Source organism: Shinella sp. WSC3-e (assembly GCF_945994535.1).
In the GTDB taxonomy this organism is placed as follows: domain Bacteria; phylum Pseudomonadota; class Alphaproteobacteria; order Rhizobiales; family Rhizobiaceae; genus Shinella; species Shinella yambaruensis.
The window spans coordinates 575,587-591,566 of sequence record NZ_OZ000530.1; the positions used below are offsets into that span (position 1 = coordinate 575,587).

At 65.9% G+C, this 15,980-nt stretch carries 20 protein-coding genes; 16 read left to right on the forward strand and 4 right to left on the reverse strand.

Annotated elements, in window-relative coordinates; genetic code table 11:
• Positions 1-80: 80 nt before the first annotated feature.
• Positions 81-1,208 (reverse strand): AI-2E family transporter, encoded by a 1,128-nt coding sequence (locus AABF56_RS02870; protein WP_244769921.1) that lies wholly within the window; start codon positions 1,206-1,208, stop codon positions 81-83.
• A 165-nt stretch (positions 1,209-1,373) separates the two neighbouring features.
• Between AABF56_RS02870 and AABF56_RS02875 the strand changes: the two genes are divergently transcribed.
• A complete protein-coding gene (locus AABF56_RS02875) occupies positions 1,374-1,784 on the forward strand; it encodes a DUF930 domain-containing protein (protein WP_432347237.1) in 411 nt (136 codons plus the stop codon).
• Between the two features lie 583 nt (positions 1,785-2,367).
• Here the strand turns inward: AABF56_RS02875 and AABF56_RS02880 are convergent.
• Positions 2,368-3,237, reverse strand: coding sequence for a VOC family protein (locus AABF56_RS02880; protein WP_272807425.1), 870 nt, complete (start codon positions 3,235-3,237; stop codon positions 2,368-2,370).
• Between the two features lie 304 nt (positions 3,238-3,541).
• Here AABF56_RS02880 and AABF56_RS02885 point away from each other — a divergent pair, with 304 nt between their 5' ends.
• The gene (locus AABF56_RS02885; RefSeq protein ID WP_064329474.1) at positions 3,542-3,865 is read left to right on the forward strand and encodes a TraR/DksA family transcriptional regulator; all 324 of its coding nucleotides are present in this window, start codon (positions 3,542-3,544) and stop codon (positions 3,863-3,865) included.
• Positions 3,866-3,986: 121 nt separating this feature from the next.
• Positions 3,987-4,646, forward strand: a complete 660-nt coding sequence (gene trhA, locus AABF56_RS02890; RefSeq protein ID WP_272804856.1) for a PAQR family membrane homeostasis protein TrhA — start codon at positions 3,987-3,989, stop codon at positions 4,644-4,646.
• 50 nt (positions 4,647-4,696) lie between these two features.
• Here trhA and AABF56_RS02895 read toward each other — a convergent pair whose 3' ends face one another.
• Entirely contained in the window at positions 4,697-5,197 is a 501-nt protein-coding gene (locus tag AABF56_RS02895; RefSeq protein ID WP_272804857.1) for a hypothetical protein, read from the reverse strand.
• A 230-nt stretch (positions 5,198-5,427) separates the two neighbouring features.
• On the opposite strand from AABF56_RS02895, the gene AABF56_RS02900 reads away from it, so the two are divergent.
• Positions 5,428-5,931, forward strand: a complete 504-nt coding sequence (locus AABF56_RS02900) for a GNAT family N-acetyltransferase (protein ID WP_244769925.1) — start codon at positions 5,428-5,430, stop codon at positions 5,929-5,931.
• A 29-nt stretch (positions 5,932-5,960) separates the two neighbouring features.
• Here AABF56_RS02900 and msrB read toward each other — a convergent pair whose 3' ends face one another.
• A complete protein-coding gene (gene msrB / locus AABF56_RS02905; RefSeq protein ID WP_244769926.1) occupies positions 5,961-6,368 on the reverse strand; it encodes a peptide-methionine (R)-S-oxide reductase MsrB in 408 nt (135 codons plus the stop codon).
• Positions 6,369-6,485: 117 nt separating this feature from the next.
• On the opposite strand from msrB, the gene AABF56_RS02910 reads away from it, so the two are divergent.
• The 12 genes from AABF56_RS02910 (at position 6,486) to AABF56_RS02965 (ending at position 15,807) form a co-directional block, all read left to right on the forward strand.
• Positions 6,486-6,737 carry a type II toxin-antitoxin system VapB family antitoxin gene (locus AABF56_RS02910; RefSeq protein WP_272804858.1) on the forward strand — a complete coding sequence of 84 codons (252 nt, stop codon included), beginning with the start codon at positions 6,486-6,488 and terminating at the stop codon, positions 6,735-6,737.
• Positions 6,734-7,129: a type II toxin-antitoxin system VapC family toxin gene (locus tag AABF56_RS02915; RefSeq protein ID WP_272804859.1), complete on the forward strand. Its 396-nt coding sequence runs from the start codon at positions 6,734-6,736 to the stop codon at positions 7,127-7,129. The genes AABF56_RS02910 and AABF56_RS02915 overlap by 4 nt, the downstream gene beginning before the upstream one ends.
• A gap of 46 nt (positions 7,130-7,175) precedes the next feature.
• A complete protein-coding gene (locus AABF56_RS02920; RefSeq protein ID WP_272804860.1) occupies positions 7,176-9,500 on the forward strand; it encodes a putative monovalent cation/H+ antiporter subunit A in 2,325 nt (774 codons plus the stop codon).
• A 445-nt stretch (positions 9,501-9,945) separates the two neighbouring features.
• Complete coding sequence (locus AABF56_RS02925; RefSeq protein WP_272804861.1) at positions 9,946-10,365, forward strand: Na(+)/H(+) antiporter subunit B; 420 nt, start codon at positions 9,946-9,948, stop codon at positions 10,363-10,365.
• On the forward strand, positions 10,365-10,742 hold the full coding sequence (locus tag AABF56_RS02930) for a Na+/H+ antiporter subunit C (protein WP_133033142.1): 378 nt from the start codon (positions 10,365-10,367) through the stop codon (positions 10,740-10,742). Before AABF56_RS02925 ends, AABF56_RS02930 begins: the two co-directional genes overlap by 1 nt.
• 17 nt (positions 10,743-10,759) lie before the next feature.
• Entirely contained in the window at positions 10,760-12,301 is a 1,542-nt protein-coding gene (locus tag AABF56_RS02935; RefSeq protein WP_272804862.1) for a Na+/H+ antiporter subunit D, read from the forward strand.
• A gap of 1 nt (position 12,302) precedes the next feature.
• On the forward strand, positions 12,303-12,776 hold the full coding sequence (locus AABF56_RS02940; RefSeq protein ID WP_244769933.1) for a Na+/H+ antiporter subunit E: 474 nt from the start codon (positions 12,303-12,305) through the stop codon (positions 12,774-12,776).
• A complete protein-coding gene (locus AABF56_RS02945) occupies positions 12,776-13,141 on the forward strand; it encodes a cation:proton antiporter (protein ID WP_272804863.1) in 366 nt (121 codons plus the stop codon). The genes AABF56_RS02940 and AABF56_RS02945 overlap by 1 nt, the downstream gene beginning before the upstream one ends.
• A complete protein-coding gene (gene mnhG, locus AABF56_RS02950) occupies positions 13,141-13,497 on the forward strand; it encodes a monovalent cation/H(+) antiporter subunit G (protein ID WP_272804864.1) in 357 nt (118 codons plus the stop codon). The genes AABF56_RS02945 and mnhG overlap by 1 nt, the downstream gene beginning before the upstream one ends.
• A gap of 411 nt (positions 13,498-13,908) precedes the next feature.
• On the forward strand, positions 13,909-14,343 hold the full coding sequence (locus AABF56_RS02955; RefSeq protein WP_272804865.1) for a MucR family transcriptional regulator: 435 nt from the start codon (positions 13,909-13,911) through the stop codon (positions 14,341-14,343).
• 230 nt (positions 14,344-14,573) lie between these two features.
• On the forward strand, positions 14,574-15,017 hold the full coding sequence (locus AABF56_RS02960) for a helix-turn-helix domain-containing protein (RefSeq protein ID WP_244769937.1): 444 nt from the start codon (positions 14,574-14,576) through the stop codon (positions 15,015-15,017).
• Positions 15,010-15,807, forward strand: coding sequence for a DUF6456 domain-containing protein (locus AABF56_RS02965; RefSeq protein ID WP_272804866.1), 798 nt, complete (start codon positions 15,010-15,012; stop codon positions 15,805-15,807). The genes AABF56_RS02960 and AABF56_RS02965 overlap by 8 nt, the downstream gene beginning before the upstream one ends.
• Positions 15,808-15,980: the final 173 nt, after the last annotated feature.

Sequence of the window (15,980 nt, forward strand, 5' to 3'; positions counted from 1 at the left end):
CCGTTGCCCAAAACATTATACATTTTCATATAATGTATAATGTTCATACGCAAGCGGGCTGGCGAGGGTGCGGCGGTTTGTCAGCCGGGCAGGCTGCGGCGGGCCTTGCGCTTGGCAGGGCGCAGCTCGTCGGCGATGGTCATGCCGATGATGGAGAGGGGCAGGGCGAGCATGGCGCCGGCCGCGCCCCACATCCAGGTCCAGAAGATGATGGCGGTGAAGATGATGAAGGCGTTGACCTCCAGCCGCTTGCCCATCACGGCCGGCATGACGAGGTTTTCCATGGCCAGGTGCACGAGGAAGAAGGCGAGCGCCGGCAGGAGGCCCATCACCAGCGTCTCGTGCGTGAGAAGGCCGGCGGTGGCGAGCGCGATGGTCATCAGCGTCACGCCGAGGAAGGGCACGAACGAGGAGAGGAAGGCGAACAGCCCCCAGAGCACGGGCATGGCCAGCCCGCCGCCCCAGGTGATGAGGGCGGTGACGACGCCGAGCGCGCCATAGACCAGCGCCGCGGTGGCGAAATAATAGCCGAGCGCGCTGTCGATGGCGTTCATGACGCGGATGGCGGCGAGCCGCTGGCCGCGGCGCGGGAAGGCCATGATGAGCATCTGGCGCAGCTTCAGCCGCGCGGAGAGGAAGAGCACCAGCGCGGCGAAGAAGATCATGCCCTGCAGCAGGGCGGGGGTGAGGCTGGCCGAAAGGATGCCAAGGATGCTGCCGGTGTTCTCCAGCACCTTCTCCATCGACATCTGGCCGCTCTCGAAGGTCTGCGGGCTGATGTTCAGCCAGCCGAGGCGGGAAAAGAGCGGCGTGATGCGATCATACGCCCCGCGCACCAGGTCGGGCGCGTTGGCGGCAAGCTGGGTGATGGGGTCGGCAAGCAGGCCGGCGATGAAGAAGACCCCGAAGCCGAAGGCGCCGGCCAGGAGCAGCGCGGTCGGCAGCGGGGGAATGCCGAGGTCGGTGAGCTTTTCCGCCGCCACGCCGAAGATGAGGCCCGTGACGACCGCCAGCGACAGCGGGATGAGGATCGGCGCCATGAGATAGACGACGGCCATGGCCATGATCGCGAAAATGCCGATGGCCGCCCAGGCGGCGGCAATGTCCAGCCCGTAGCGGCGGGGCGCGCCCTCCGAAAGGTCCTTTTCGATGTCGAGACTGCCCCGCAAGAGCCGCCGTTCGGCCGGTTTTCCCGATATGTCATGCATGGCGCATCCCCCGTTTTCCGCGCCGGAAACGCGCGAGGAAAGCGGAAGTTCCACCGCTTGCGGCTTGAAACCTCTGGTGGGTTGCCAGCGTCGCGAAATCGACATATTGCCCGTTAACCCCGAATTAAGGTGTCGGAAATGACACCACGAAGAGGAGGCCGACAGTTGAAACGGCAGGCAGGCGGGCTTTTCATCGCCCTTTGCACCCTGGCGCTCGCGCCGCTCTGTTCATCGCCCGCGCTGGCGCTCGATGCGCGCGTGCGCAGCCAGCTTCAGAAGCTGACGCCGGAAGAGCGGCTGGAACAGCGCTGCGACATCGAGGCGATGGACCAGATCAGCGACGCCAAGGGCGGCTTCCGCCCGGACAAGGTGATCGCCTATGCCTTCGGCGATCCCAAGCTCGACGGCACGACGATCAAGACGAAGGGCGCCGTCTTCCGCAGCGGCGGCGAATGGTATCGCCTTTCCTACAAATGCGAGGCGAGCGCCGACCGCCTGGAGGTCAACGCCTTCAAGTACCGCATCGGCGACGTGGTGCCGCACGAGGACTGGGCGGCGCATTATCTCTACGATTGAGGGTGGGTTCGGCCGGGAAGGTGGTCGCGGAGCCGATCCTGTGGGGTGAGGATTTCCCCTTTGCCCTGCCGGGCATCTCCCCGTTGAGGGCGGGAGAATTGCCTATAGAGTTCGACGTTGCCGTCCTTCCCTTCTCCCCCGCGGGAATAAGGTGGCCCGAAGGGCCGGATGAGGGGGTGGCTCGGACAAATCCTTTACGCCTTCGACCTCCCCCTCATCCGCCTGCCGGCACCTTCTCCCCGCGGGGGAGAAGGGGATGGGGCAACGGTTTCCTTCCATAGGCGATTGGACCTAGGGGGGACTGGATGGAACACCGTTTCATCGTTCTTAGCGCCGGGGAGTTTGAGCAAGGTCTCCTCCTTGTGGGCAGGCGAATTGCATATGGAATGAGGCGACGCGTCTTGCCCCTTCTCCCCCGCGGGGAGAAGGTCGCGGCAGCGGGATGAGGGGGTGGCGAAGACGTCAGACGGTGTGCAAGCCCCCTCATCCGGCCCTTCGGGCCACCTTCTCCCCGCGGGGGAGAAGGGGAAAGCGGCAGCGCAGAGGGGGTGTCCCAACCCTTCACCGTTTCTTGGCCAGGCCTTCAGGCCGAGAGCCTGAGGCCGATGCCCCAGGGATCGACGAGCGAGACGGTGTCGCCGCTGCGCGTCGTCGGGATCGCCAATGCGTCCAGCTTGTTCAGTGCCGTTTCCAGCCTGGCCGGTTCGTTGAAGCGGATCGTGTAGTCGGCAAGGCCGGTCATGCCGGGCCGGCGCTTCGGCTGGCCGCGCGAGTTCCACACATTGGCGGCGACATGGTGGTGATATTTCCCGGTCGCGAAGAAGCTGGCGCCCGGATAGGTCGCCATGATGTCGAGGCCGAGCACGTCGCGGAAGAAGGCGTCCGCCTCCGGGATGTCGGAGACCTGCAGGTGGATGTGGCCGATGGCGGTGCCGTTTTCCTGGCCGGTCCAGCCGTCCTTCGGCGCCTCGTCGTAGAGCGCCTGCAGGTCGAGCCGGTGCGTCGCCATCTTCACCGTGCCGTCCGGCACATAGGTCCATTCGGAACGGTCGCGGTCGCGATAGACCTCGATGCCGTTGCCTTCCGGGTCGTCGAGATAGATCGCCTCGCTGACGAGATGGTCGGAGGCGCCGGTGAGCGGCACGTTGTTGTGCGCGGCATGGGCGAGCCAGCGGCCGAGTTCCCTGCGGTTCGGCACGAGGAAGGCGGTATGGAACAGGCCCGGCGCGTTGCGCGGCGCGCGGGCGGCGTTGCTGCCCGTCGTCAGCGTCAGAAGCGGCCGGCCGGCAACGCCGAGCGTTTCGCCCGACGCCGACTTCTCGAGCACCGAAAGGCCCATGACCTGCTGGTAGAAGGCCGAGAGCATCGGCAGGTCGATCACCGTCAGGTGCGAATGGTCGACGAAGGCCGGCATCTCGACGGCGTGGCTGGTCGTGGTGGTCGTATCGTTCATCGGGGCGGTCTCCGCGCGGCTGGGGCCGGCCCTGGTGGCGGCGATGCCCGCGGCGGCGGCGCCGAGGAATGTCCGTCTGTCGAGGTCCGTCATGGTTTGATCCCTGTCTCGGTTTCCCCTGGAAACCGTTCTGTCGGAAGGGAATATGGCGGAGCGGCGGCGTTCACGAAAGGTGGTGTTTCGGCGATTTACCGTCAATGTGGTGTTGACGATCCGGGTACGGGAACTTGATTCCGATCAATGTCGTTTTTCAGGTACGATGCCATTTTCGGCGCATGATCGGAAACGAAGGGAGACCGGTATCGTGACGGACCTGGCGCAGTACAAGGACATTCTGGAGACCCGCAAGCGCGAGCTCTACCGCCGCCTCAACAAGATCGAGAAGGATCTCGACACGCTGAAGAGCGGCGACAGCGCCGACCGCGCCATCGAGCGGGAGAATGACGAGGTGCTGGAGGAATTCGGCACGACCGGCCTCAAGGAGCTGGGCGCCATCGACGCCGCGCTCGACCGCATTGCCGCCGGCACGTTCGGGCTCTGCGCCAAGTGCGGCGCGCCGATCTCCGAGGCCCGCCTTGCCGCCGTGCCCCATGCCGCGCTCTGCGAGGAATGCATCGCGCAGCAATGAGGCATCCTCGGGCTCGACCCGAGGGTTCATCTCACACGGCAAACTTTTGTGATCCGCGCACACCCTTGCCCCCTGCCTCCAAACGCGCCACCATGGCCCGACAGACAAGGCAGGGCCGGCAGTGGTGGAGATCAAGGGCGTCAAGTGGAGCTATGACCGGGTCGAGGTGATCGCCGACGGCATCGTGCATGGCGTCGGCGTGGTCCTCGCGCTGATCGGCGTGACGGCGCTGATCTTCTATGCCACCGTCTGGGCGACGAGCGGGCAGCTGGCGGCTGCCTGGGTCTACGGTATCGGGCTCGTCGTCGCGCTCGCCACCTCCTTCGCCTACAATCTCTGGCCGGTCTCGAAGGTCAAGTGGCACCTGCGCCGCTTCGACCATGCGGCGATCTTCGTGCTGATCGCCGCCACCTACACGCCCTTCCTGCAGCGCGGCATCGACGATCCGCTGCTGGCCGGCATGCTTGTCGGCATCTGGCTGATGGCGGCGGCGGGTATCGCGCTGAAATTCCTCTTTCCCGGCCGTTACGACCGGCTGGCGATCCTCATCTATCTCGCCATGGGCTGGAGCGGGGTGCTCGCCGCCGGGCCGCTGACGACGCATCTTTCCACGGCCACGCTGACGCTGATCGTCGCCGGCGGCGTGCTCTATTCGGTCGGCGTCATCTTCCATGTCTGGGAGAAGCTGCGCTTCCAGAACGCCATCTGGCACGCCTTCGTCGTCGCCGCGGCCGCCGTGCATTATTCGGCGGTGCTGACCAGCGTCGTCTCGGGCGTCTGACGGCCTTTCTCGCTGCGATTGCGGACGCAAGGCCCTGTGCTGGACTTGCTCTATTGCGCCGGCGGGGCGGCGCCCTGCGCGCTCGTGCAGCCCTCGGCCGGCCGCAGCGATTTCACCAGTCTCCCGACGAACGGCGAGATCTCCGCCTTCATCGACTGCGGGTATTCCAGCACGAAGGAGGCTGCGGCGTCGTCGCACAGCGCGATGATCCGGTGGTAGAGGATGGAATCGACGAGCGTGCCGGAAAGGCTCGCCCAGCCCGTCGTCTGCCGGTCATAGCTGAGGTCCCAGCCCTCCTGCAGATATGTGGTCCGCCGGTCGGCGACCTCTTCCCCGAACGGCCCGGTCGCCAGGTGGTTCGCCCAGATGGAGAGCTTCGCTTCGCCCTTCGCATAGGTCCGCCCGTCGCCATTATCGGCTTCCTGCACGAGCGTGAAACCGGGCGGGATCTCCACCGCAAAGCCGAAGCGGGCATTGACATAGGGCTCCCAGCCCTGCGCGAAGGCGGCACCGGGAAGGGCGAGGAAAAGAAGAAGGAGAAAGCGTTGCACGATCGGCTACTCGTTGATGGCGTCCCCTGGGGAACGGACAAAGGTGGGCGTTTCTTCACCCGGCAACCACTGCCGGAGTTCCCGAAGCGATTCCGTTTCAAGGAATTGCGCAGCGCTTTTAAACTGTTGCAGCACCCTTCGCGCGTCAAGTTTGCGGCGCGGCGCCGGAATGCAGGCTGGACAGCTTTCCCGCTCCTCCTGTATGGCAGGAGGCAGAACCGGGGGGAACCATGGACATCACGATACGCGACGCCGTGGAGGCGGATCTTCCCGGCATCATGGACATCTACAACGATGCCGTCGCCAACACGACGGCGATCTGGAACGAGGCCATCGTCGACCTCGACAACCGCAAGGCCTGGTTCTCCGCCCGCCGGGAGCGCGGTTTCCCGGTGCTCGTCGCCATGCGCGGCAAGCAGGTGATCGGCTATGCCTCCTATGGCGACTGGCGGGCCTTCGACGGCTATCGCCACACGGTCGAGCATTCCGTCTATGTGCGCGGCGATTGTCGCGGCACCGGCACGGGCAAGCGCCTTCTCAAGGCGCTGATCGACCGGGCGGGCTTCAACGGCATCCATGTCATGATCGCCGGCATCGAGGCGGAGAACGCCGCCTCGATCAAGCTGCACGAAAAGCTCGGCTTCCGGGTGGTCGGCCGGTTCAGCGAGGTCGGCATCAAGTTCGGCCGCTGGCTGGACCTGACCTGCATGGAACTCAAGGTTCCCAAGCGGTAGGCCGGCCCGAGGCCGCCTTTCCGCGCGCCTCAATCCGGATCGAAGCGGAGCGCCACGCCGTTCATGCAGAAGCGCAAGCCCGTCGGCGGCGGGCCGTCCGGGAAGACGTGGCCGAGATGGGCGTCGCAGTCCGAACAGCGGATCTCCGTGCGCGTCATGCCGTAGGAATAATCGGAATGGTCGCTCACCGCGCCGGGCTCGATCGGTTGGTAGAAGCTCGGCCAGCCGGTGCCGGAATTGAACTTCGCCTCCGACCGGTAAAGCGGCCTGTCGCAGCAGATGCAGCGATAGGTGCCCTTCTTGGAAAGGTCGAAATCGGGGCTGGAGAAGGCGCGTTCCGTGCCGTGCTCGCGCGTGATGCGGAACTGCTCCGGCGTCAGGATCTCCCGCCACTCGTCCTTCGTCTTGTTGACCTTCAACGTCTTCGTGTCGCTCATCGCGTCCTCCTGTCGATGCATTAGATAGGACTTCGATTGCGGCAAAACAATTGGCCCGATCGCTTGAAAGTTGCGTCTGTTCCTCCTATCCTCCTTTTTTAAGGAAAGGAGGAAAACATGCCTTTGAACATCAAGGACGAGGAGGCCCATGCCCTTGCCCGCATGCTGGCCGAAGCGACCGGCGAAAGCCTGACGCGGGCGGTAAAGGTCTCCATCGAGGAGCGTCTGGCGCGCGTGCGCCATCTCAAGGCCGTGCGCCTCGCCGACCAGCTCGACAGGATCGCGCTTGATTGCGCCGGCCTGCCCGTGCTCGATGCGCGAACGCCCGAGGCTATTCTCGGTTATGATGAAAGCGGCCTGCCGCGATGATCGTGCTGGACACGTCTGCGCTGATCGCCATTTTGACCGACGAGCCGGAGCGGCGGGCGTTCAACGAGGCCATCGAGCGGGCCGCAACCCGCGTGATGAGCGCGGCGACATTGCTCGAAACGAAGATTGTGCTGTTTGCCCGCCATGGCGGCGCGGGTGTCAACGCGCTGGATGCCTTTCTGCTGCGCGGTGATATCCAGGTCACGCCGGTCACCGCAGCCCAGGCGGAGCTTGCCTTCGAGGCCTTCCGGCGTTTCGGCCGGGGCACGGGTCATGCCGCACATTTGAACTATGGTGATTGTTTTTCCTATGCATTGGCGCGTGAAAACGACGCGCCCTTGCTGTTCAAGGGTGGCGATTTCCGCCATACCGACGTAGAACCGGCGATCTGAAAAAAACACGGCACGACGGGCAAAGCCCGCGCATGAGGGAGAGGGGATGATACCAGACACGATGGGCTTGACCTTCCTTGCCTTCTGTCTGCCGTTTCTCGGCGCGCTGGTCGCGCCGGCGCTCACGCGGCTCCTCGGTCACCATGCCGCCTGGCCGCTGGCGCTGGTGCCGGCCGCGATCTTCCTCCACTTCCTCGGCTTCAATGCGGAGGTCTCGCGCGGCGAGATCGTCACGGGCGGCTATGCCTGGGTGCCGTCCTACAATGTCAGCTTCTCCTGGCTGATCGATGGCCTGTCGCTCGCCTTCCTGCTTCTGATCTCCGGCATCGGCACGCTCATCGTGCTCTATGCCGGCGGCTACCTGAAGGAACATCGGCACCAGGGACGGTTCTTCTCCTTTATCCTGATGTTCATGGGTGCGATGCTCGGCCTCGTCGCCTCAGACAGCTTCCTGATGCTCTTCGTGTTCTGGGAGCTGACCTCGATCACCTCCTTCCTGCTGATCGGCTTCGACCATGCGCGGGAAGCCTCGCGTCGCGCCGCGCTGCAGGCGCTGGTCGTCACCGGCGGCGGCGGGCTCTTCCTGCTGGCCGGCCTGCTGCTCCTGTGGAACGTCACCGACGTCACGCAGCTGTCGCTTCTGATGTCCTTCGGCGCGGAGGTGCGGGCAAGCCCGTTCTACCTGCCGCTGCTCTTCCTCATCCTCGGCGGCGCCTTCACCAAGTCGGCGCAGTTCCCGTTCCATTTCTGGCTGCCGAACGCCATGGAGGCGCCGACGCCCGTCTCGGCCTATCTCCATTCGGCCACCATGGTGAAGGCCGGCGTCTACCTCCTGATGCGGCTCAACCCCGTCATGGGCGACACGCTCGCCTGGGAGACGATCCTGCCGGCCTTCGGCGGGCTGACGCTCATCGTCGGCGCGGTGCTCGCCATCCGCCAGACCGACCTGAAGCTGATGCTCGCCTATACGACGGTCGCCTCGCTCGGCCTTCTCGTGATGCTGACCGGCTTCGGCTCGCAGCATGCGGTGGCCGCCGCCGCGCTCTATCTCGTCGCCCACTCGCTCTTCAAGGGCGCGCTCTTCATGGTCGCCGGCCTCATCGACCACGAGACGGGCACGCGCGACATCACCCGGCTCGGCGGGCTCAGGCGGGCGATGCCCGTCACCTTCCTTGCCGCGCTTTTTGCCGCGCTCTCGATGGCCGGCCTGCCGCCCTTCTTCGGCTTCCTCGCCAAGGAGGAGATCTATGCGGCGCTTGCCGGCGGCAGCCCGCGCGCCGTCGCGTTCACCGCCGCGGCCGTCGTCGGTAACGGGCTGATGTTCGCCGTCGCCTTCGCGGTGGCGCTGAAACCGTTCCTCGGCGCGCCGGTTAAGACGCCGAAACATGCGCATGAGGGGCCGGCCCTCCTGTGGATCGGCCCCGTGCTGCTCGCCGTCAAGGGGCTGGTCATCGGTCTCTTCTCCGCCGTCACCCATGCCCTGCTGACGTCGCCGCTCGCCTCCGCCATCGCCGGCATGCCGCAGACGGTCACCATTTCGGCCATGCCGCATCTCGGCCTCGCGCTGGCGCTGTCCGTCGTCACCATTGTCTTCGGCATCGCCGTCTTCCTCTTCATCGACAAGGCGCGCGCGGCGGCGAACCGGCTGGTCGAGGATATCGGCTGGGGACCGGACCGCGGCTTCGACCAGGTGATGACGGGCCTCGTGCGCGCCGCCGCGGCGATCACCCGCCTCGTCCAGCCCGGCCGCATGGAGATCTACATGACGGCGACCTTCGCGGTGATCGCGCTGGCGCTGCTCGTGCCGCCCGCCGTCTATGGCGAATGGCCGCGCCTGCCGGTCTGGCCGGCCGACATGCCGTTCCACGAGCTGGCGGTCATGGCGCTCGCGGTCCTCGGCATCGGCGCGGTGCTGACGGCGAGCAACCGCCTGACGGCCATCGTCGCGCTCGGCATCCAGGGCTTCTGCGTCGCATTGCTCTTCCTGCTGTTCGGCGCGCCGGACCTCGCCTTCACGCAGTTCATGATCGAGACGCTGTCGGTCGTCATCCTCGCCCTCGTCATGACGCGGCTGAAGCTGACGCCGCGCGACCACCGTCCCTTGCGCGAGAAGATCCCGGATGCGGTCATCGCCATCGCCTGCGGCCTCGGCTTCTCGCTCTACCTCCTGAAGGTCACGCAGGGCCGCTTCGACACGGCGCTTACCGATTTCTTCAACCTCTATTCCAAGACGATCGCGCATGGCGCCAATGTCGTGAACGTCATCATCGTCGATTTCCGCGGCACGGACACGCTGGGCGAGATCGCCGTCGTCATGGTGACGGGCCTGGCGATTCTGTCGATCATTCGCATCCGCAAGGGGAGGGCGTGATGGGCTGGGTCTTTGGTCGCCGTCCTCAGAGGCAGGGCAATGCCATTACCCCCCTCTGCCCTGCCGGGCATCTCCCCCACAAGGGGGGAGATCGGCAAGGGGCGGCCACCGTGCTCGGTCAGCCACGTCGGAGACGGGCGGAACATCTCTCTATCCAATCTCCCCCCTTGAGGGGACGATCGCATATGGCGTTCGACGGTGCGGCTCTCCCCTTCTCCCCCGTGGGGAGAAGGTGGCCCGAAGGGTCGGATGAGGGGGTGGCTCGGATCGAGCCTTTGCGCCTTCGCCATCCCCCTCATCCGCCTGCCGGCACCTTCTCCCCGCGGGGGAGAAGGGGATGGAGCAACGGTTTCCTTCCATGTGCGATCGCCCAGCCCCTGAGGGGGAGATGCCCGGCAGGGCAGAGGAGGGCGTGCCGGCACGCCTCAGCGAAAGGCCGGCACCCATGAACACGCTCATCTTCCGCACCGTCGCCCCGTTCCTCACCGCGCTCATGGTGCTGTTCTCGCTCTTCGTGCTGCTGCGCGGCCACAACGAGCCGGGCGGCGGGTTCATCGGCGGGCTGATCGCCGTCTCGGCCTTCGCGATCTACGGCATCGCCAACGGCATTGCCGCCGTGCGCAGGGCGCTGTGGTTCCATCCGATGGCGATCTCGGCCTTCGGGCTCTTCATCGCGGCGATCGCCGGCCTGATGTCGATCTTTTTCGCCGTGCCCTTCATGACGGGGCTCTGGGTCTACCCGGTCATCCTCGGCGTCGAGATTCCGCTTTCCAGCGTCATGCTGTTCGATACCGGCGTCTATCTCGTGGTGGTGGGCGCGATCACCTCGATCGCCCTGGCGCTGGAAGCGGAGGAGGACGCCTGATGGAAGTACCCTTCGTCCTCCTCATCGGCCTGTTCTTTTCCGCGGCCGTCTATCTGATGCTGTCGAAGTTCCTGGTGCGCGTGCTGCTCGGCGTCGTGCTGCTCGGCAATGCGGTGAACCTCCTCATCTTCACCAATGGCCGCATCCTGCGCGAGGTGCCGCCGATCATCCCGGCCGGCCATGACGTGCCGCAGGCGCTCACCGCCAATCCGCTGCCGCAGGCGCTCATCCTGACGGCGATCGTGATTTCCTTCTCCTTCTTCGCCTTCCTGCTGGTGCTCGTCTACCGCGCCTACCAGGATCTCGGCACCGACAACGGCAACGAGATGCGGCTGGCGGAGCCGGAGAACGACCCCCTTCCGCCGACCGGCTACTGACAGGAACCGACCCGCCAATGGCCGCAACGCCGACCGATCTTACCGCAGCCCTCGTCATGACCCCGGTCGCCCCCGCCGACTGGCTGGTCGTGCTGCCGCCCGCCTGGTGCATCCTGGCCGGCGCGGTGCTCCTGATGGCCCGCAAGTCGCTGCACCTGCAGGGCGTCCTCGCGGTTCCCGCGCTGGCCGTGCTGGTGCTGCTCGATGCGCTGCTCTTCGCCCATGTTGCGGAAAACGGCCCCGTGACGATGGTCATGGGCCGCTGGCTGCCGCCCTTCGGCATCGCGTTCACGGCGGACCTGACGGGCGTGCTCTTCGCCCTTGCGGGCGCTGTCGTGGCGCTTGCCGGCGCCGTGCACGCGCTCACCGATATCGACGGCAGCGGCCGGCGCTACGGCTTCTATCCGTTCCTGCTGCTGCTGATGGCCGGCGTTTCCGGCGCCTTCCTGACGGGCGATATCTTCAACCTCTATGTCTGGTTCGAGGTGCTGCTGATCTCGTCCTTCGGCCTGATCACGCTCGGCTCGGAGCCGCGGCAGATCGACGGCGCGATCAAATACGCCTTCCTGAACCTCATCGCCACGACGCTGTTCCTGATCACGACCGGCTATCTCTACGGCATCTTCGGCACGCTCAACATGGCCGACATCGCCACGAAGGCGGCGGCGGGCCGCGCCGAGCTGCCGCTGATGACGCTCGCCATGCTCTACCTCACCGCCTTCGGCATGAAGGCCGCGGCCTTCCCGGTGAATTTCTGGCTGCCGGCCTCCTACCACACGCCGCGCATCGTGGTGTCCGCGCTGTTCGCGGGCCTCCTCACCAAGGTCGGCATCTATGCGCTGCTGCGCACGCTGATCATGCTCTTCCCGGTCGAGCGGGAGGAACTGAGCTTCGTCATCGCGCTCACGGGCGCGGCCACCATGCTCCTCGGCGCGCTCGGCGCGCTCGGGCAGAACGACATCCGCCGGCTGCTCGGCTATCTCGTCATCTCGGGCATCGGCATCATGCTGGCCGGCCTGTCGCTCGGCAGCCCGGGCGGCACCGGCGGGGCGATCTTCTATGCGCTGCATTCCATGGTCGTGATGACGGGGCTCTACATGGCGGCGGGGCTTGCCGGGCGGCTTTCCGGCACGTTCGATCTTTCCCGCCTTGGCGGACTTTATACGCGCTCGGCGCTGTTTTCCGCGCTGTCGCTGGTGCTGTTCTTCGCCGTCTCCGGCCTGCCGCCGTTCTCCGGCTTCTGGCCGAAGGTCATGGTGGCCAAGGCGGCCATGGATATCGGCGCCTGGTGGCTGGCGGCAGTGGTCTTCCTCAGCGGCTTCCTGACGACCATCGCGGTCGGCCGGGTGTTCCTCTTGGCCTACTGGCGCCCGGCGGACGGTGCCCTTGCGGCAGAGGCCATTCCGGCAAGCGCGCTGCTGCCGCTTGCCGTGCTCACCGTGCTGACGGTGGTCTTCGGCCTCTTTCCGGATGGGCTGCTCTCGACCATCCAGCTCGCCGCGCAGGGGCTGGCCGATCCGCGGGCCTATGTCGGCTCCGTCTTTCCGGGAGGCAACTGACATGCGGCCCGCCTTCACCGTCGCCCTGTTCGCGCTCGCCTGGCTTGCCGTCTCCGGCAGCTTCACCATTCCCAACCTCTTGCTCGGCATCGTCGCGGGTGCCCTGTCGCTCGCGCTGATCCGCGATCACATCCGGCCGGACGGAAGGCGTATCCGGCCGCTGAAGGTGCTGTCGCTCCTCCTGCTGTTCATCAAGGAACTGGCGCTCTCCGCCTGGAAGGTGGCGGTGCTGGTGGCGAGCCCGAAAATGGCGCTGAAGCCCGGCATCTTCGCCTTTCCGCTGACGGTCGACCGGGATTTCGAGATCACGCTGCTCGCCAATCTCATCACGCTGACGCCGGGCACGCTCTCCGTCGACGTCTCCGCCGACCGCAAGGTGCTCTACGTGCACGCGCTCGACTGCTCCGATCCCGTCGGCGCGCGGCGGGACATCGCCGGTGGTTTTGAGAAGAAGATCCTGGAGGCTTTCCGCTGATGGGCGCCGAAACCGTCATCTCCGCCGCCGCCACGATCGCGCTCTTCCTGATGTGCGCGGCCTTCTTCCTGACGGCCTACCGGGTCGTCAAGGGGCCGACGCTGCCGGACCGCATCGTCGCGCTCGACATGCTGGTGGCCATCGCCATCGGCTTCATCGCCGTCCTCGCCATCAGGACCGGCTTCAACCTCTATATCGACATCGCCATCGCGCTCGGCCTCGTCGGCTTCCTCGCCACCGTCGCCTTCGCGCGTTTCGTGCTGCGCCAGGGCATGGAGGCGGACGAACCGGCGGCAGGCGGCGAAAGCCCCGTCCGCAAGGGCGTGCGGCAGGGCAAAACGGCCAAGGCAAGGAGGCGGCGCTGATGCTGGATCTCGTTCTCGCGGTCGTCGTCGCCGTCATGCTGGTCGCCGGCGGCATCTTCACCTTCCTGGCGGCCCTCGGCATCGTGCGCCTGCCGGATGTCTATACCCGCATGCACGCCGCCTCGAAGGCCGGCACGGTCGGCTCCGGCCTCATGCTCTTTGCCGCCGGCCTCCATTCGCTCGATGCGGCGATCTTCACGCGGGCGCTCGCCGGCTTCGTCTTCTTCGTGCTGACGGCACCGATCGCCGCCCATCTCGTCGCCAGGGCGGCCCACGAGGCCGGCTATCGCCTCTCGCGCCATACTGTGCTTGACGAGATGCGCGATGCGCGCGAACGCGGCAACAAGAAGCGTTGATAAAGGGTTGAACGCCCAGTCCTCAGAAATTGTAGTATCCACTAACTTTTAGTGGCTTGCCTTTTCTATTGAAAGCTTCCGCTTTGTCTCCACAAAATAATACTGGACAATGAATTGTGGAATGGTATTTCAGACGAAGTAAAGCATCCGGGTTGAATAGGCTTGTATGCGGTTTTCCTGTTTAAGTTGAGTTCGAGCCGTATCTATGCCCATGAGGTATATGCCGGCAGGAGCTGGCGCATGACACGGCGGCCGCTATAGTGGAAGTTATATTGACGAAAATGTCTGCATTTCGACGGGCGAGCATTATTCTGCCACAGGATCACCCGACAAGGACGCTTTACGCCGAATTCATTGTCCAGGTCGATGGGTAGGGCCATCGACCTGCGTGTTGTCCGACAGGAGAAAGAAATGACCGAAACAAACCCTGCCGCCGGCTCCAATCTGCTTGTGGAATTGACCGCCGATATCGTCGCCGCCTATGTAGGCAATCACGTCGTTCCCGTCGCGGAGCTGCCGGGCCTGATCGCCGACGTGCATGCCGCGCTCAACAACACGACGCAGCCTGCCGCCGCCATCGAGGCCCCCGTTGTCGCCGAAAAGCCGAAGCCGCCGGTGCCGGTGAAGAAATCCGTGCAGAACGACTACATCATCTGCCTGGAAGACGGCCAGAAGTTCAAGTCGCTGAAGCGCCACCTGATGACCCATTACGGCATGACCCCGGAAGAATACCGCGAGAAGTGGGACCTGCCGGCCGACTACCCGATGGTCGCGCCCGCCTATGCGGAAGCCCGCTCGCGCCTCGCCAAGGAAATGGGCCTCGGCCAGCGCCGCAAGGGCAAGTAAGACCCGCATTCCGCTTGCATTTCGAAGGCCGGTCCCGCAAGGGGCCGGCCTTTTGCGTGCCGGCGGTTCGGGCGCATATCAGCAAGGGATTGAGGAATAAAAACCTATATGGGGATGTTTATCATAAATTTATGAAGAAATTCAAGGAAAGGTTGCGCCGATACGCTTCATTCGTCCCCACTCATCCTCTAGGGTGTATGAATAAATTCCTATCAACGGAGTGGCCAGTCATGCACCAGTTCATCGTTCCCCACCGGCGGTCGTCGCTCGAAACCCCGTCCTGCCCCGGTCCGGCGCCGGAAACCAAGGGGGCCGTGCCGGGTGGGGCAGCGCCGCCGGTGCCGGTCGTGCCGGCCGGCACCGCCTGCCGCATCGTGCGCCAGCTGGTGCTGGAAATGACGGCGATGGCGGGCGAGCGGCCGCTCTGGCGGCGCGACGGCCGGCGCACCACCTGCCATGTGCGCCAGATCGCCATGTATGTCTGCCATGTCGTGCTGCGCCTGTCGCAGTCCGATATCGGCGCCGCCTTCGGGCGCGACCGCACGACGGTCGGCCATGCCTGCAACGTGGTGGAGGACCGCCGCGACGATGCCGCCTTCGACGCCTTCGTCTCGGCGATCGAGCGTGTCGTGCTCTCGGTCTTCGGCCCGGCGGGGATCGGCAGCCATGGGTGAGGGCGGGGACACGACGAACGATGCGGCGCTCGCGAAGGTGCTGCGCCTCCTGCTGGCGGCCGGCGAGGCGAGGGTGGCCGGGGAGGCGGCGCTTGCGGCCGACGGGCGCCGGCAGCCGCTTGGCCCGGCGCTTCTCGCCGCGGCGCTGCGCCGCGGGCTTGTCAGGCGCGAGGGCGACCGGCTCTTTGCGACGGCGGAGGCGCGGGCCTATCTGAAGCGCAGGCTCTGCACGGCAGAGACGCCCTTCGCCGACCAGCACCGGGACCTCGCCGAGGTGACGGTGCTGCGCGACGGGGCGCGGGAGCGGGCGCTCGCCAACCGGCTGGAATCGCCGCTGGCGAGCCTGACCCGGCTGAAGGAGAAGACGGGCGAGGCCTTCCTGCCGGACACCGCCCTTGCCGCCGGCGAGCGGCTGCATGCGGATTTCACCCGCGGCGGCCTGCAGCCGCGTTTGACCATGTCTTGGGAGCCGCGCATCGCCGGCCGCCAGAAGGGCGAGGCGGGCGCGGTGCGCGAGCTTACCGACACCGCGCTTGCCGCCCGCCTGCGCGTGGCGCGGGCTATCACGGCGATCGGGCCGGAACTGTCGGGCGTCGCGCTCGATGTCTGCTGCTTCATGAAGGGGCTGGAGACGGTGGAGCGCGAGCGGCAATGGCCCGCCCGCTCGGCCAAGCTGATGCTGCGCGCCGCCCTGATGGCGCTCGCCCGCCACTATGCCCCGCCGGTCCCGGCCGGCCGGCAGGCCCATGCCTGGGGCGCGGAGGGCTATCGGCCGGAATGGATGGGGTGAGGGGGAAAGGGCGCGTTGCCGCGATTGGCTATGACCCTCTCCGCCTGCCGGTATCTATCCTTCATAAGCGGCGAGACCATCGCCTATGGCGTTCGACGTTGCTCCATCCCCTTCTCCCCCGCGGGGAGAAGGTGCCGGCAGGCGGATGAGGGGGATGGCGAAGGCGCAAACGA

Excerpts from the sequence above, each read along its gene's own strand:
- AABF56_RS02880 (WP_272807425.1), bottom strand. The coding sequence starts at position 3,237 with ATGAACGATACGACCACCACGACCAGCCACGCCGTCGAGATGCCGGCC.
- msrB (WP_244769926.1), bottom strand. The coding sequence starts at position 6,368 with ATGAGCGACACGAAGACGTTGAAGGTCAACAAGACGAAGGACGAGTGG.
- AABF56_RS02920 (WP_272804860.1), top strand. The coding sequence starts at position 7,176 with ATGATACCAGACACGATGGGCTTGACCTTCCTTGCCTTCTGTCTGCCG.
- AABF56_RS02870 (WP_244769921.1), bottom strand. The coding sequence starts at position 1,208 with ATGCATGACATATCGGGAAAACCGGCCGAACGGCGGCTCTTGCGGGGC.
- AABF56_RS02960 (WP_244769937.1), top strand. The coding sequence starts at position 14,574 with ATGCACCAGTTCATCGTTCCCCACCGGCGGTCGTCGCTCGAAACCCCG.
- AABF56_RS02940 (WP_244769933.1), top strand. The coding sequence starts at position 12,303 with ATGCGGCCCGCCTTCACCGTCGCCCTGTTCGCGCTCGCCTGGCTTGCC.
- AABF56_RS02965 (WP_272804866.1), top strand. The coding sequence starts at position 15,010 with ATGGGTGAGGGCGGGGACACGACGAACGATGCGGCGCTCGCGAAGGTG.
- AABF56_RS02910 (WP_272804858.1), top strand. The coding sequence starts at position 6,486 with ATGCCTTTGAACATCAAGGACGAGGAGGCCCATGCCCTTGCCCGCATG.
- AABF56_RS02935 (WP_272804862.1), top strand. The coding sequence starts at position 10,760 with ATGGCCGCAACGCCGACCGATCTTACCGCAGCCCTCGTCATGACCCCG.
- mnhG (WP_272804864.1), top strand. The coding sequence starts at position 13,141 with ATGCTGGATCTCGTTCTCGCGGTCGTCGTCGCCGTCATGCTGGTCGCC.
- AABF56_RS02930 (WP_133033142.1), top strand. The coding sequence starts at position 10,365 with ATGGAAGTACCCTTCGTCCTCCTCATCGGCCTGTTCTTTTCCGCGGCC.
- AABF56_RS02955 (WP_272804865.1), top strand. The coding sequence starts at position 13,909 with ATGACCGAAACAAACCCTGCCGCCGGCTCCAATCTGCTTGTGGAATTG.
- AABF56_RS02925 (WP_272804861.1), top strand. The coding sequence starts at position 9,946 with ATGAACACGCTCATCTTCCGCACCGTCGCCCCGTTCCTCACCGCGCTC.
- AABF56_RS02900 (WP_244769925.1), top strand. The coding sequence starts at position 5,428 with ATGGACATCACGATACGCGACGCCGTGGAGGCGGATCTTCCCGGCATC.
- AABF56_RS02945 (WP_272804863.1), top strand. The coding sequence starts at position 12,776 with ATGGGCGCCGAAACCGTCATCTCCGCCGCCGCCACGATCGCGCTCTTC.
- AABF56_RS02915 (WP_272804859.1), top strand. The coding sequence starts at position 6,734 with ATGATCGTGCTGGACACGTCTGCGCTGATCGCCATTTTGACCGACGAG.